This window comes from Microbacterium pygmaeum (genome assembly GCF_900100885.1).
GTDB classification, from domain to species: Bacteria; Actinomycetota; Actinomycetes; order Actinomycetales; family Microbacteriaceae; genus Microbacterium; species Microbacterium pygmaeum.
The window spans coordinates 2,554,949-2,569,647 of record NZ_LT629692.1 but is presented as its reverse complement, the minus strand read 5'-3'; the positions used below and the strand labels follow the sequence as shown (position 1 = coordinate 2,569,647).

Annotated in this window: 14 protein-coding genes and 1 tRNA gene; 4 read left to right on the top strand and 11 right to left on the bottom strand. The window is 69.0% G+C overall.

The window, feature by feature from the left end:
* Positions 1 to 52: 52 nt before the first annotated feature.
* Positions 53 to 1,165 carry a DMT family transporter gene (locus BLT19_RS12315; protein WP_091490733.1) on the bottom strand — a complete coding sequence of 371 codons (1,113 nt, stop codon included), beginning with the start codon at positions 1,163 to 1,165 and terminating at the stop codon, positions 53 to 55.
* Positions 1,166 to 1,207: 42 nt separating this feature from the next.
* On the opposite strand from BLT19_RS12315, the gene def reads away from it, so the two are divergent.
* Positions 1,208 to 1,774 carry a peptide deformylase gene (gene def, locus BLT19_RS12310; protein WP_091490730.1) on the top strand — a complete coding sequence of 189 codons (567 nt, stop codon included), beginning with the start codon at positions 1,208 to 1,210 and terminating at the stop codon, positions 1,772 to 1,774.
* 69 nt (positions 1,775 to 1,843) lie between these two features.
* On the opposite strand, the gene BLT19_RS12305 is transcribed toward def, so the two are convergent.
* The 5 genes from BLT19_RS12305 to dusB form a co-directional block, all read right to left on the bottom strand.
* Positions 1,844 to 1,916, bottom strand: a tRNA-Asn gene (locus BLT19_RS12305).
* Between the two features lie 63 nt (positions 1,917 to 1,979).
* Positions 1,980 to 2,768: an ATP-binding cassette domain-containing protein gene (locus BLT19_RS12300; protein WP_091490727.1), complete on the bottom strand. Its 789-nt coding sequence runs from the start codon at positions 2,766 to 2,768 to the stop codon at positions 1,980 to 1,982.
* Between the two features lie 42 nt (positions 2,769 to 2,810).
* Positions 2,811 to 4,658: a DNA primase gene (gene dnaG / locus BLT19_RS12295; RefSeq protein WP_091490624.1), complete on the bottom strand. Its 1,848-nt coding sequence runs from the start codon at positions 4,656 to 4,658 to the stop codon at positions 2,811 to 2,813.
* Complete coding sequence (locus tag BLT19_RS12290; RefSeq protein ID WP_091490621.1) at positions 4,658 to 6,001, bottom strand: deoxyguanosinetriphosphate triphosphohydrolase; 1,344 nt, start codon at positions 5,999 to 6,001, stop codon at positions 4,658 to 4,660. Before BLT19_RS12290 ends, dnaG begins: the two co-directional genes overlap by 1 nt.
* Positions 5,991 to 7,157, bottom strand: coding sequence for a tRNA dihydrouridine synthase DusB (dusB, locus tag BLT19_RS12285; protein ID WP_091490619.1), 1,167 nt, complete (start codon positions 7,155 to 7,157; stop codon positions 5,991 to 5,993). Before dusB ends, BLT19_RS12290 begins: the two co-directional genes overlap by 11 nt.
* Before the next feature lie 58 nt (positions 7,158 to 7,215).
* Between dusB and BLT19_RS12280 the strand changes: the two genes are divergently transcribed.
* Positions 7,216 to 7,722, top strand: coding sequence for a glutathione peroxidase (locus tag BLT19_RS12280; protein ID WP_091490617.1), 507 nt, complete (start codon positions 7,216 to 7,218; stop codon positions 7,720 to 7,722).
* A gap of 3 nt (positions 7,723 to 7,725) precedes the next feature.
* On the opposite strand, the gene BLT19_RS12275 is transcribed toward BLT19_RS12280, so the two are convergent.
* Genes BLT19_RS12275 through recO form a run of 3 tightly spaced genes read right to left on the bottom strand, consistent with a single transcriptional unit; the run spans position 7,726 to position 9,989 of the window.
* Positions 7,726 to 8,406, bottom strand: coding sequence for a DsbA family oxidoreductase (locus BLT19_RS12275; protein WP_091490615.1), 681 nt, complete (start codon positions 8,404 to 8,406; stop codon positions 7,726 to 7,728).
* A gap of 45 nt (positions 8,407 to 8,451) precedes the next feature.
* A complete protein-coding gene (locus tag BLT19_RS12270) occupies positions 8,452 to 9,264 on the bottom strand; it encodes an isoprenyl transferase (protein ID WP_091490612.1) in 813 nt (270 codons plus the stop codon).
* Positions 9,261 to 9,989 carry a DNA repair protein RecO gene (gene recO / locus BLT19_RS12265; RefSeq protein ID WP_091490609.1) on the bottom strand — a complete coding sequence of 243 codons (729 nt, stop codon included), beginning with the start codon at positions 9,987 to 9,989 and terminating at the stop codon, positions 9,261 to 9,263. The genes BLT19_RS12270 and recO overlap by 4 nt, the downstream gene beginning before the upstream one ends.
* A 64-nt stretch (positions 9,990 to 10,053) precedes the next feature.
* Here recO and BLT19_RS12260 point away from each other — a divergent pair, with 64 nt between their 5' ends.
* A complete protein-coding gene (locus tag BLT19_RS12260) occupies positions 10,054 to 10,740 on the top strand; it encodes a trimeric intracellular cation channel family protein (RefSeq protein ID WP_091490606.1) in 687 nt (228 codons plus the stop codon).
* 15 nt (positions 10,741 to 10,755) lie between these two features.
* Here the strand turns inward: BLT19_RS12260 and BLT19_RS12255 are convergent, their stop codons facing one another.
* A complete protein-coding gene (locus BLT19_RS12255) occupies positions 10,756 to 12,180 on the bottom strand; it encodes a glutamate decarboxylase (protein WP_091490604.1) in 1,425 nt (474 codons plus the stop codon).
* A gap of 84 nt (positions 12,181 to 12,264) precedes the next feature.
* On the opposite strand from BLT19_RS12255, the gene BLT19_RS12250 reads away from it, so the two are divergent.
* Positions 12,265 to 12,927, top strand: a complete 663-nt coding sequence (locus BLT19_RS12250) for a hypothetical protein (RefSeq protein ID WP_091490602.1) — start codon at positions 12,265 to 12,267, stop codon at positions 12,925 to 12,927.
* Here the strand turns inward: BLT19_RS12250 and leuA are convergent.
* Positions 12,924 to 14,684 (bottom strand): 2-isopropylmalate synthase, encoded by a 1,761-nt coding sequence (leuA, locus tag BLT19_RS12245; RefSeq protein WP_091490600.1) that lies wholly within the window; start codon positions 14,682 to 14,684, stop codon positions 12,924 to 12,926. The genes BLT19_RS12250 and leuA overlap by 4 nt on opposite strands.
* Between the last annotated feature and the right edge of the window lie 15 nt (positions 14,685 to 14,699).

Below are 14,699 nucleotides of genomic sequence, written 5' to 3'. Positions count from 1 at the left end.
CCGTCCGGCAGCGCGCGATCCGAGCGCGAGAGGGGCGCTTGTGCGTCGCGCATCAGGCGTCGGGATCGGTGCGGTCCGGCTTGCCCTGGCGCGAGGGCCGGGTGGGCGGATCGGGCCACACCTTCGAGACGGCCTCGGTGATCCGGATGGATCCGGTGCTGGGCGTGGCGGTGGTGGACTCGGCGCCGGCGGCTCCGTCACTCCCCCGCGGGATCGGCAGCTCCTGGCTGTCGCTGAGAATCTGCGGGTGGTACCGGGCCAGCTGGAAGACGCCCCACACGGCGACCGCGCCGACGGCTGCGAAGGCGATGTAGACCCAGAGGGGCGCCCCCGCGGCCTCGTTGAGGACGATGAGCCCGATCAGGATCGCCACGATCGGATCGATGACGGTCAAACCCGCGATGACGAGGTCCGGCGGGCCGGACGAGTACGCCGTCTGGACGAAGTACGCGCCGAAGGCGGCGCTCAACAGGAGCCCCACAAGGCACAGCACGGTCAGCCAATCGAAGTCGCCGGTCTGCACACGTGTGATGACGACCTTGGCGAGGGTGGCGACGAAGCCGTAGATCACTCCGGCGGCGGTGATGTAGAACAGCGCTCCCATGCGCTGACGTCGCCAGAACCAGAGGCCGCCGAAGAGGATCAGGACGACGGCGAGCAGGATCACGATCGTGATCAGCTGTCCGTTCGAGACGGGGGTGTCCGTGGCGAACAGCGCCGCGATCGTGACGAAGACGAAGATGCCGCCCACGCACGCGCCGATCGCGATGAGCGAGCGCTTCGTCGGCTTGTGACCGCTGATGCGGGCGTTGAGCAGCGTCGTGATGACCAGCGCGATCGCGCCGAGCGGCTGCACGACGATCAGCGGTGCGAACGCCAGTGCACCCAGCTGGCAGATGATCGCCAGGGCCAGCATCACAGTGCCGATCACCCACGACGGCCGCCGCAGCAGCTGCCACAGCTGACCGCCGGTGAGGCCGCCCGAACCGCCGCCCCCGCTGAGCTTCTCGACCTTCGTCACGCCGCGATGCTGGTACTGCGCGCCGAAGGACATGAAGATGGCGCCCAGCAGCGCGAGCGGTATGCCGATCAGCAAGCCGGGGTTCTGAAACACGCCGACGAGCGTGTCCCCGACGTCTTCGATCTCATTCGCGCTGAACAACACGTACCGACACTAACCGCCGCATGGGGTGGATAGGCTCAAGGCGTGGCCGTTCTGCCGATACGCATCATGGGTGACCCGGTGCTGCATGCTCCCGCCGCCCGCGTGGACGAGATCACCGACGAGATCCGCACTCTGGTGGCGGACATGTTCGAGACGATGGACACCGCACCGGGCGTCGGGCTGGCGGGACCCCAGGTCGGGGTCGCGCTCCGCCTCTACACGTACAGCTACCAGGACGATGACGGATCGCCGTGGCGCGGCGTCATCATTAACCCCGAGCTGTGGATGCACCCGCTGGTCCCCGGCGATCCCGATCCGGATGATGAGTCGGAAGGGTGCCTCTCCTTTCCCGGGGAGCGGTTCCCCCTGCGTCGCTCCGAGCGTGTGATCGTCACCGGCACCGACCTCGACGGCGGCGATGTCCGGATCGAGGTCGACGGCTGGCGTGCGCGGATCATGCAGCACGAGTTCGACCACCTCGACGGCATCCTGTACGTCGACCGGCTGCCCGACGGCGACTGGAAGACCGTGCAGAAGATCGCGCGCAAACGCGGCTGGGGTCGGCCGGGTGCGTCATGGATGCCGGGCGTGGACGACATCGACGCGTGAGGTCGCAGCATCCGCCGTGCGATCCGGGGGAATGAAGAAGGGCCCCGGAGTGGAGTCCAGGGCCCTTCGCTCCCCGGCTTGGACTCGAACCAAGAACCTGCCGGTTAACAGCCGGCTGCTCTGCCAATTGAGCTACCGAGGAAAACGTGCCCGCCGGAGCGGGCAACCCGAACAGCTTAGCAAAGAGCGCGGGGTGCTCGTGACCTCAGGAGGCAATCAATCGGTGATCCGCCTCGACGCCCGGAGTCCACAGCAGATCGCTCGTGCCGTGCCCGTAGGCGATCGCGTGCCCGCTGCGCATCACCAGCACATCGGCGCCCAGATCGCGAACGACCTCGGGCTCGTTGGTGACGACGAGGCTCGACATCCCGTACTCCTCGCGACGCCGCGAGATGGCGGCGCGGGCTGCCCGGCGAACTTCCACGTCCATGTTCGAGAACGGCTCGTCGGCGATGAAGATGCGCGGCTGGAGCACGAGGGCACGGGCGAAGGCGACACGCTGGCGCATCCCCGCGCTCAGTTCGTAGGGGTACTTCGCCGCCGCGCCCAGCGGCAGCATGAGTTCGTCCAGCAGCGTCGCGACCCGCACCGAGAGCGCCCGCTGGTTCACACGGCGGTCGCGACTGGTGATCGGCTGCCCGATCACCTCCGACACGGTCATGCGGGCGGGCAGGGTCGCTCCGGCCGACTGCGGCAGGTGGCCGGTCAGATAGGTGTGGGTGCGGTGCGCTCGCCCTGGTCGTCGGACCGGGATCCCCTCGACGTGTGCGGCGCCGCCCACGACCGCGAGCCCCGGTTCGTCGGCGCCGGCCAGGATCGCCAGCAGGCTCGACTTCCCGGCCCCGGTCGGGCCCATGATCGCCAGCGTCGCGCCGTGTCCGAGGACGAACGACACGCCGTCGACGACGCGGGCATCCGGCCCTCCTCGCGCCGCCCGGCCGATCGACAGGTCGTCGCAGCGGATGGCGACATCGGCCTCTCGTCGGCGTGACATGTGCTCATCCTGCCGTGTCGATGCCCGCGACACCAGTTCGGCTCACTGATCGTCGATGAGCCGGCGCCGCTGCACCTCGAGATCGCGCATGCGCACGTTCAGCGCTCGGGCCTCTTCCGACTCGGGTCGCACGCGCTGGATCGCGCCGCGCAGCTCCGCCTTCTCGCGGTCGAGCTCGCGCGTCACGATCCGTCGGGCGAGATCGGTGGAGGATGCCACGGCGTGCACGTCATCGCGTGCCGGGAAATCGCCGGTGAGCAGTTCCGCGGCGAGCGAGCGGTACGGCTCGCGGACCGCGTTGACCGCATCGGTGGACCAGCCCGGCCTGCTCATGTCGGCGCCGACGATACTCTGGCGGACCGCCTCGAGGGCCGGGTGGCGCAGCGGGATGGCCACCGCGCGTGCGACCAGCTCCGGGTCGAGGCGATGCGCGAACTGGAGGAAGCCCATCAGCGCCTGACGTTCCATGTCCGAGGATCTCGGCAGCGAGGCGATGCTGACCCGCGCCGGCGCCTCGTGGGACGCCTGGTCGGCAGACCCTGGAGCGGGTTCGCGGGCAGCGGGGGTGTTCGCACCGCTGCGCACCGCCCGCTCGACGGCCGCGTGGACCTCGGGGAGGTCGAGGCCGAGCCGGCGCGCGAGCACGCGCTCGTAGCCCGGGCGCAGCGCCGGATCCCGGATGTCGGCGACGATCGGCGCCGCCGAGCGGAGTCCTCCGGCGCGCCCCTCGACCGTGGACAGGTCGAAGCCGGCCAGCCGCTGGTCGATGACGAACTCGAACATCGGGACCTTGGTCTCCATCAGCGCCCGGACGGCGCCGTCGCCGCGCTGCAGCCGCAGATCGCACGGATCGAGCCCGCCGGGCGCCACCGCGACATACGTCTGCGCCGCGAACCGCTTCTCGTCGGCGAAGGCCCGCAGGGCCGCCTTCTGCCCCGCGGCATCCGGATCGAACGTGAACACCACTTCGCCCGCTGCCGAGTCATCGCCCATCACGCGCCGCAGGACCGTGATGTGATCGGAGCCGAAGGCCGTTCCGCAGCTGGCGATCGCGGTCGTGATGCCCGCGAGGTGACAGGCCATCACGTCGGTGTAGCCCTCCACGACCACCACCCGGTGATCGCGGGAGATGTCGCGCTTGGCGAGGTCGAGACCGTAGAGCACCTGCGCCTTGCGGTAGATCGGCGTCTCGGGGGTGTTGAGGTACTTCGGACCCTGGTCGTCGTCGTGGAGCTTGCGCGCCCCGAAGCCGATCACCTGACCGGTGACGTCGCGGATCGGCCACACCGCGCGCCCCCGGAAGCGGTCGTAGACACCGCGCTGGCCCTGAGAGACCAGCCCAGCGGCGCTCAGATCCTCATCGCTGAAGCCCTGCGACTTCAGCGCATCCCGCATGTTCGACCAGCCCTTGGGGGCGTAGCCGACACCGAAGTTGGCGGCTGCGCCGGCGTCGAACCCGCGTTCACCGAGGAACCGCCGCGCGATGTCGGCCTCGGCGCTGGCCAGCTGCCCGCGGAAGTACTCCGCGGCGGCGGCGTTCGCCGCATACAGACGCGTGCGCCCGCTGGTCTCCGGGGCCGCTCCCCCGTCTTCGTAGTGCAGCGCGTAGCCGATGCGTCCGGCGAGCCGTTCGACCGCCTCGGTGAACGAGACGTGATCCATCGCGCGCAGGAACGAGTACACGTCGCCGGATTCGCCGCAGCCGAAGCAGTGGTAGAAGCCGACCTGCGGGCGCACATGGAAGCTCGGGCTGCGTTCGTCGTGGAAGGGGCACAGCCCCTTCAACGAGCCGACGCCGGCGGACTTCAAGGCCACCCGTTCGCCGATGATGTCGCCGATGTTGGTCCGCGCCTTCACCTCGTCGACATCGGCCTGCAGGATCTTCGGCATCAGGATCCCGCCTTCGCCGCCGGCGCCGGCGTTCCGGGTGCCCAGACGCCGAGCGAGGCCGCATCGACCTCCCCGACCAGTCGGCCGTGCCACGCGATCGCGTACTGGTCGGTGAGGCTGGCCACCTGATCCACGACGGCGCGGCGGCGTGCGGCATCCGTCGTCGCGGTGGCGAAGTCCTGCCCGTACATCGCGTCCAGGTGCTCCGGTCGTTCGGCGAGCGCCGACGCGAGCCGAGCGAGCACGCGCCGCTGCTCCTTGTAGATGCTCTTGCGCCCGTCGATCGAGACGACGACCGCGCCGATGATGCCCTTGAGCACCGCCATCTCGGCCTCCACGACGCGGGGCACGACGACGTGCGCGCGGTAGCGGGTGAGGACCTCGGCGCTGTACGCCTCACGCGTCGCGGCGGTCGCCGCCCGCGCGAAGCGGCCGATCAGGTCGGACGTGAGGTTCTTCAGGCGCGCGTGCGCGGCGCGCGTGCCGTCGAACGAGTCGATCCATTCCGGCAGCCGCATGAGCCGGAACAGGGCGTCCTCGAGCTCATCGCGCGAGTAGTCGAATCCGACCCAGGACTGGATGGCGCTCAGCAGCGACGAGTGCTCGGCGGTCGCGGCCAGCCGAGCCGGATCCAGGTAGCCGTTGACGATCGCATCCTCGAAATCGTGCACGGAGTAGGCGATGTCGTCGGAGAGGTCCATGACCTCCGCCTCGATGCACCGCACGCGTCCCGGCGCTGCATCCCGCATCCACCGGAACACGTCCTCGTCACCGGGGTAGACGCCGAACTTGAGCCGGCCTCCGGGGTCGGGGAGCGGCTGCTCGGCCGTCCACGGGTACTTGCATGTCGCGTCGAGGCTGGCCCGGGTGAGGTTCAGACCGAAGCTCCGGTCGTCCTCGTCGATCACCTTCGGCTCGAGTCTGGTGAGGATGCGCAGCGTCTGCGCGTTCCCTTCGAAGCCGCCGATGTCGGCGGCCCAGTCGTTGAGCGCGCGTTCGCCGTTGTGCCCGAACGGCGGATGCCCGAGGTCATGGCTGAGGCATGCCGTGTCCACGACGTCGGGAGACAGCCGGAGCGCCGTTGCGAGCTCGCGTCCGACCTGGGCGACCTCGAGCGAGTGCGTCAGCCGGTTCCGGGCGAAATCGGCCGGGCTCGCGGGTGAGAGCACCTGCGTCTTGGCGGCGAGTCGGCGCAGCGCCGCGGAATGCAGCACACGGGCGCGGTCCCGCGCGAAGTCGTCCCGCGCCGAGCCGTGCCGCTCACCGGAGAAGCGCGCGGCATCGATGTCGTCGTACCCTTCGGGCCGCTCGGAGGTGGCCTGCAGCGCTCCGTCAGCCGCCACTGTGGTCGAGTTCCGCGTCGGCGAGGGTGAGGGATGCCTCGGCACCCAGATCGCGGGTCTGCAGCCATCCGTCGGGCAGCGCGGGGCGCTTCGGCGTGCCGGCGCGCCCGCGCTGGCCTTCGGCCGCGGCGCCGGGGTAGGCGGCGTCGAGTTCGAGCGTGGACAGCAGATCGTCGATTTCGGCGAGGCTCGAGACGGTCGCCAGTGCGGCGCGCGTCTCGCCCCCGACCGGGTAGCCCTTGAAGTACCAGGCGACGTGCTTGCGGATGTCGCGGCAGCCGCGGCCCTCGTCTTCGAAGAACTCCACGAGCAGCTGCGCGTGCCGGCGGAACGCCGCCGCGACGAAGCCGAGGGTGGCATCGACCGGATCGCCCGCGACGGCTGCCGGGGTGCCGAGCTCCCGCGCCAGATCACCGAACAGCCAGGGCCGCCCGAGGCATCCGCGTCCGACGACGACGCCGTCGCAGCCGGTCTCTGCCATCATGCGCCGCGCGTCCTCCGCCGACCAGATGTCACCGTTGCCGAGCACCGGCACACTCGTCACGGCCTCTTTGAGCGCGGCGATCGCCGACCAGTCGGCCTGGCCCGAGTAGAACTCGGCGGCCGTGCGGGCGTGCAGCGCGACGGCGGCGACGCCGGCATCCTCCGCGATGCGCCCGGCATCAAGGTACGTGAGGTGGTCGCCGTCGATGCCCTTGCGCATCTTCACCGTGAGCGGCACATGCTCTGCAGCGCGCGCCGCGCGCGAGACGATGTCGCGGAACAGGCCGAGCTTCCACGGAAGCGCGGCGCCGCCGCCCTTGCGCGTGACCTTCGGGACCGGGCAGCCGAAGTTGAGGTCGATGTGATCCGCGCGGTCCTCCTGCACGAGGACGCGCACGGCGTTCTCGACGGTCGCAGGATCCACGCCGTACAGCTGGATCGAGCGCGGCGTCTCGGACTCGTGGTGGGTGATCAGACGCATCGTGGTGGCGTTGCGCTCGACCAGCGCCCGCGAGGTGATCATCTCGCTGACATAGAGCCCCGCCCCGTATTCGCGACAGAGGCGGCGGAACGCCGTGTTCGTGATGCCCGCCATGGGCGCGAGCACGACGGGTGCATCGAGCGTGAGGGGTCCGATGCGCAGGGTGGGCGCAGGGGCGATGGCGGAGGTCACGGTTCCATTCTCCCAGACCGTCGGCCGCGGCCGTCCTGTTCCGGCATAACCTGTGGGTATGACCGACGCGCAGACCGAATCCCCCAATGTCCGCGACATCCCGTTCACGACGGCGGAGGGCGCGCAGGCGACGATCGCCGACTACGGCGACAAGGTCGTCCTGGTCGTCAACGTCGCCTCACGCTGCGGTCTGGCCCCGCAGTACGAGCAGCTCGAGGAGCTGAAGAAGACTTACGGCGACCGCGGCTTCGACGTCCTCGCGTTCCCGAGCAATCAGTTCCTCCAGGAGCTGTCGAAGATGGACGACATCCTCGAATACTGCTCGACCACCTGGGGGGTCACCTTCCCTGTACTGGAGAAGGTGCGCGTCAACGGCAAGAAGGCAGCGCCCCTGTATCAGGAGCTCACCAAGGCGGCGGACGCCAACGGCAAGGCCGGTCGCGTCGAGTGGAACTTCGAGAAGTTCCTCGTACTGCCCGACGGCGAGGTGAAGCGGTTCCGGCCCAAGACCAAGCCGGACGATCCGGAGATCGTGGCCCTCATCGAGCAGAACCTGCCCGCCTGAGGTTCAGACCTCGGCTGGTGCGGCCTCGCGGTGCTCGGCCCACACCTGGCGGACGATCTGCGCGAACGCGTCTGCGGGCTGGGCGCCCGAGACGCCGTACTTGCCGTCGATCACGAAGAACGGCACGCCGTTGATCCCGTACGCCTGAGCCTGCGCCTGATCGGCGCGGACCGCGTCGAGGTAGCGCTCCGACCGCAGCGCCTCGCGGGCGTCGTCGACGTCGAGGCCGGCCTCCTCCGCGAGCGAGACCAGCTCGTCCTCGCGACCGAGGTGACGGCCCTCGGTGAAGTAGGCGGACATCAGACGCTCGGCCAGCTCGGCCTGCCTCCCGTGCGCCTTGGCGTAGTGCAGCAGCTCGTGGGCCTTGACGGTGTTGGTGTGCTTCAGCAGATCGAAGCGGTACTCCAGCCCAGCCCCTCTGGCGACGCCGGTGACGTTGTCGAGCATCTGGCGCACCTGCGCGCGCTCCATGCCCTTATGGGTGGCCAGGAAATCCAGCTCGTCGCCCTCGAAGTCGACGGGTGTGTCCGGTGAGAGTTCGAACGAGTGGAAGGTCACCTCGACCGTCGGTGCGTCCTCGTCCTCGGATGCCGCGGACAGACCGCTCTCCAGGTTCCGCTTGCCGATGTAGCACCAGGGGCAGGCGATGTCACTCCACACGTCGATCTTGATCGCATCCGTCATATCGCCTGCAACGGGCCGGAGGCGGCCGGTATTCCTCGCTGCGCCTCAGAGCGCGGGGAGTTCGGGCGTGTCCACCGCTCCCCCGAATCGGCGGTCGCGATCGAGGTAGAGGCGGATCGCCTGCCAGAGATCCCGGCGGGTGAAATCCGGCCACAGCGTGTCGAGGAAGACGAATTCGGCGTACGCCGACTCCCACAGCAGGAAGTTCGAGGAGCGCTGCTCTCCGCTGGAGCGCACGAACAGGTCGACGTCGGGCATGTCCGGCTGGTAGAGCCGCCGGCGGATCAGCTTCTCCGACACCGCGGAGGGCCTGACCCGCCCGGCGGCGATGTCCTCCCCGATTGAGCGCATCGCATCCACCAGCTCGACGCGCCCGCCGTAGTTGACGCACATCGTGAGGGTGAGGACGTCGTTGCCGGCCGTGAGCTGCTCGGCGTACTGCAGCTCCTTGATGACCGAGCCCCAGAGGCGGGGCTTGCGCCCCGACCACCGCACACGGACACCCCACTCGTTCAGCTGATCGCGCCGTCGGTGCAGCACGTCGCGGTTGAATCCCATCAGGAAGCGCACCTCGTCGGGGGACCTCGACCAGTTCTCGGTCGAGAACGCGTAGACGCTCAGGTGCGTGACGCCGGCCTGGATGGCACCGGCGACGACATCCAGCAGCGCCGCCTCGCCGGCCTTGTGCCCTTCGACCCGCGACAGCCCGCGCTTGTTCGCCCAGCGGCCGTTCCCGTCCATCACGATCGCGACGTGGGCGGGGACGGAGCCTCGGGGGAACGCGGGCGGGTACAGCCCGGTCCAGTCGATCGGCCGATAGGCCACTGCGTCGCGGTGCGTGAACGGCTTGGGACTCACGTGGCCGCCTCGACGTGCTGGAGGGAGCGGATGCCGCGCTCCAGATGCCACTGCGCGTATGCGGCGATCAGCCCGGAGGCGGATCCTCGGGTCGCCGCCGAGGCGACGTCGGCGAACTGCCAGTCGCCCTCCATCAACGCGGTCAGCATGCCGGCGGTCGCCTGATCGACGCGGGCGGCGCCGACGGGCGCGCAGTCGCGGCAGATCATGCCGCCCAGCTGTGCGACGAACGTGTCGTGCGGACCCGCGGCACCGCAGCGTGCGCAGTCGGCGAGTCCCGGCGCCCAGCCGGAGAGGGCCATCGCGCGCAGGAGATAGGAATCCAGGATGCTGCGGGGCACGTGCTCACCGCGAGCCAGCGCCCGCAGGCCGCCGACCAGCAGCAGATACTGTTGCGGCGTGGCCTCGGCCTCATTCAGCCGGTCGGCCGCCTCGACCATGGCGTTCGCGGACGTGTACCGGTCGTAGTGCACCGCGATGTCCGCACCGTAGGCGCCGAGCGACTCGGCCTGCTGCACGATGTCGAGCGAGCGCCCCTGGTACAGCAGCACGTCCGCGACCATGAACGGCTCCAGCCGGGCGCCGAATCGGGAGGAGGTGCGCCGGACGCCCTTGGCCACGGCGCGCACCTTGCCGTGCGTGCGGCTCAGCATGGTGACGATCCGATCCGCCTCGCCCAGCTTGTGGGTGCGCAGGATCACGACCTCGTCGCGGTAGGTGGGCACTCCCCAATTATGGACGCCCGGGTCGCTGCCGGCTCCGTGCCGTGCCGCACCCGACAATGAGAGCGTGGACCAGTCAGCCTTCGTCATCCCGCTCTGGGCGGACCTCACCGCCGTCGGACTCGGCGGCGTGCAGGGTGCGCTGTTCGCCTCCGGCTTCCAGGGGCAGCGACGTCTCGACCTGCTCGGCGTGGCGATCATCGGCATCGTCGTGGGAATGGGCGGCGGGATCATCCGCGACATGCTGCTGAACCAGCCGCTGGGGACCCTGCAGAGCAACTGGTACCTGATCACCGCGACCGGCGCCGCGCTCCTCGGGATGCTCCTGGCTGCGCCGCTGAGAAGGCTGAACGGTCTCATCGTCGGCCTCGATGCGATCGTGATCGGGCTGTTCGGTGCGTTCGGGACGAGCAAGGCGCTCGCGATTGGTCTGCCGCTCGTGCCTGCCGTGTTCGTCGGCGTGTGCTCGGCGGTGGGCGGCGGCATCCTGCGCGACGTGTTCATGGGCCTGCCGGTCGCGATCATGCACGTGGGCTCGCTCTACGCCGTGGCGGCCGCAGGCGGATGCCTGGTCCTGGCGAGTCTCAACGCGTTCGGCGTGCCGCTGGTGCTCGCAGCGATCATCGGGGTGGTCGTGACTGCGGTGATCCGTGTGCTCGCCGTGGTCTTCGATCTATCGCTGCCGGAACAGCGGATGCTGTACCGGCGCCGGGTCGCCGCCGAGACGGGCGCGATGCCGATCGTGAGGCCCTGAGCATCCCGAAGGGACTCAGTGCGCGAACGCGTGCGTGAGACCCTCCGTCGGCATGGGCGATTCCAGCGCGTCGAGGTAGGCGACCGCATCCTGGATGTCCAGCACCAGGCTCTCGGCGAGGTTGCGGCTCAGGCCGTTGCGCACGACGATGCGCTGCACCACCACATCCGTCAGGTTGTCGGGCATCGGGTACGCGGGGATGAGCCAGCCCTTCAGCCGCAGCCGCTCGGAGAGGTGGTAGAGGTTCCACTTGTCGGTGTGGCCTTTGGTCAGCTGCCATGCGAAGACGGGGATGTCGGTGCCGTCGTTCCAGAGGTCGAATGCCGGCATCCGCCCGATCTCCCCGGCCAGATACACCGCGACGTCCTGAGAGGCCTTCTGCACCTTGTAGTACCCGTCCCATCCGAGCCGCAGGAACAGGTAGTACTGCAGCAGCACCTGCGCCCCCGGGCGGGAGAAGTTCAGGGCGAAGCTCGGCATGTGACCGCCGAGGTAGGTCACGTCGAAGACGAGCTCCTTCGGCAGGTCCGACACGGTGCGCCAGACCACCCAGCCGAGTCCCGGGTACACGAGACCGTACTTGTGCGCCGAGGTGCTGATCGAGGCGACACGCTCCACGCGGAAGTCCCACGGCAGGTCGGGCTGCAGGAACGGGGCGATCATGCCGCCGGAGGCGCCGTCGACGTGGATGGGGATGTCCAGGCCCGTCTCGGCCTGGATGCGATCCAGGGCGGCGGCGATCTCGGCGACCGGCTCGTACACGCCGGTGTAGGTCACGCCCATGATGGCCACCACCCCGATCGTGTTCTCGTCGACGTAGTTCTCCAGTTCGAAGCCGTCGAGGCACTTGTGCTCGTCGGTGATCGGCACATAGCGCGGTTCGACGTCCCAGTAGTTGCAGAACTTCTCCCAGCACACCTGCACCGCGCTGGAGAGGATCAGGTTGGGCTTCTCGGTCGACTTCCCCGCGGCACGCCTGGCCAGCTGCCAGCGGCGCTTGAGTGCGAGTCCGCCGAGCATGCAGGCCTCGGACGAGCCGATCGTCGAGGTCCCGATCGCCAGCTCGGCATCGGGAGCGTTCCACAGCGTTGCGATCATCTTCCAGCAGCGCGTCTCGATCGCCGCCGTCTGCGGGTACTCGTCCTTGTCCACCATGTTCTTGTCGGCCGTCTCGGCGTACAGTCGGTCGGCGTGCGGGTCCATCCACGTGCCCACGAAGGTCGCGAGGTTCAGGCGCGAGTTGCCGTCGAGCATGGCCTCGTCGTGCACCACCTGGTACGCCGTCTCGGGGAGCGACTCCCCCGCAGGCAGGGCGTTGAGCGGGAAGTCCGTCGCCTCGCCCTCGCGCGCGAACAGCGGATTGAGCTGATTCTGGTCGCCGATGCCGGTGAAAGCGTGTCGACGTTCGCTGCGGCGGATGTGCTCGTCGGGGGTGGTCATGGCCTCATGGTAGGGGCCTCGTCGACGCCGGACTTCATACTCCGTGGGTGAGGTTGCCTCCGTGCACGCCCGTATCCTCGGAGCATGGCGCCGTCCCGCAGCATCCGGCTCCGACGCGAGGCGTGGGGATTCGCCGTCGGATCGCTGTTCTTCGCCACGGGGGCGATCCCGTTCTACGCGCAGGCCGCCGGTGGCGTCGTGACGAACCTCACCTTCTTCGTGGGCGCGATCTTCTTCACGCTCGCCGCATTCATCCAACTCGCGCTCAGCGGACGCCGCCCGCCGCGGTCGGACACGAATCGCGCCGATCGCGCGGACTGGTGGGCCTCGGCCGTGCAATTCGCCGGCACGATCTTCTTCAACATCAGCACGACCGAGGCGCTGATCACCGCAGCGAACGATCAGACCCGGGTCGGAGACGGATGGCGACCCGATGCGTTCGGGTCCATCTGCTTCCTGGTGGCCAGCGCATTCGCGGTCGTCGCGACCACCGAGCGGGACGGCCTGTGGGATCCGAGCGCGCGCAGCTGGCGCTGCACCTGGCTGAACATGGCGGGCTCGGTGTTCTTCGGCATCTCGGCCGTCGGCGCGTACACGATCCCGGAGAGCGGCAGCCTGATCAGCCTGTTCTGGGCGAATCTCGGGACGCTCCTGGGCGCGCTGTGCTTCCTGACGGCCGCGCTGCTCAGCCGGCGCGACATCCCTGCGGACGCCGCGCCGGCCGGCACGCGGCACACGATCGGCTAGACCCCGGCCAGCTCGGCAGCGGTCTGCCGGGTGCGGATCGCCCGGTTCACACACGACACGATCGCCTTGAGCGAGGCTGTGGAGATGTCACCGTCGATGCCGACGCCCCACAGTCGCTCGCCCTCGACATTGAGCTCGACGTAGGCGGCCGCCTGCGCGTCGCCACCGGCGCTGAGCGTGTGCTCGACGTAGTCGTAGAGCTGCACCTCGAAGCCGCGTTCGCTCATGATGCTCAGGAACGCCGCGATCGGGCCGTTGCCATGACCGGATGCCTCGACCCGCTCGTCTCCGTCGCGCAGCGACACCTCGAGTGCGACGTCACCGGCCAGATCGCTCTGCGTACGGGTGGAGAACAGTTCGAACCGGCCCCATCGCTCTTCGGCCACCGCGGCGGGCAGGTACTCGTCGGTGAAGATGCGCCAGATCTGGTCGCTGGTGACCTCGCCGCCTTCGGCGTCGGTCTTGGCCTGCACCACCCCCGAGAACTCGATCTGGAGCTTGCGCGGGAGATCCAGGGCGTGGTCGCTCTTGAGCAGGTAGGCGACGCCGCCCTTGCCGGACTGCGAGTTCACCCGGATCACCGCTTCGTAGGAGCGCCCCAGGTCCTTCGGGTCGATCGGGAGGTACGGCACGGCCCACTCGAGCTCGTCGACCGACACGCCTTCTTCGGCGGCGCGGTCATCCATCGCCTCGAAGCCCTTCTTGATCGCGTCCTGATGCGAGCCGCTGAAGGCGGTGAAGACGAGGTCGCCGGCCCAGGGGCTGCGCTCGTGCACCGGCAGCTGGTTGCAGTACTCGGCGGTGCGCTTGACCTGATCGATGTCGCTGAAATCGATCTGCGGGTCGATCCCCTGCGTGAGCAGGTTGATGCCGAGCGCCACGATGTCCACGTTGCCGGTGCGCTCGCCGTTGCCGAAGAGGCAGCCCTCGATGCGGTCGGCCCCGGCCATGTAGCCGAGTTCGGCGGCCGCGATGGCGGTGCCGCGGTCGTTGTGCGGGTGCAGGGACAGGATGATGTTCTCGCGGTGCGCGAGGCGTCTGCTCATCCACTCGATCGAGTCGGCGTACACGTTGGGTGTTGCCATCTCGACGGTCGCCGGCAGGTTGATGATCACCTTGCGCTCCGGCGTCGGCTCGAAGATCTCGATGACCTGGTTGCAGATGTCCACCGCGAATTCGAGCTCGGTCCCGGTGTAGCTCTCCGGCGAGTACTCGTAGTAGACGGTCGTCTGCGGGATGCGCTGCTCGAACTTCCGGCAGAGGCGTGCGCCCTCCAGGGCGATGTCGATGATGCCCTGCCTGTCGGTGCGGAACACGACCTCGCGCTGCAGGATGCTCGTGGAGTTGTAGAGGTGCACGATCGCCTGCTTGGCGCCGGCGATCGACTCGTACGTCCGCTCGATCAGGTGCTCGCGCGCCTGCGTCAGGACCTGGATCGTGACGTCGTCGGGGATGAGGTCGTCCTCGATGAGCTGGCGGACGAAGTCGAAGTCGGTCTGGCTCGCGCTCGGGAAGCCGACCTCGATCTCCTTGTAGCCCATGCCGACGAGCAGTTCGAACATGATGCGCTTGCGCTCGGGGCTCATCGGGTCGATGAGGGCCTGGTTGCCGTCGCGGAGATCGACCGCGCACCATCTGGGAGCGGCCGTGATCCGGGCATCCGGCCACGTGCGGTCCGGCAGATGCACGGCGATCTGCTCGGAGTACGGCCGGTACTTGTGGACCGGCATGCCTGAGGTCTTCTGGGTGTTCTTCATGATGTCGCTTGTCTC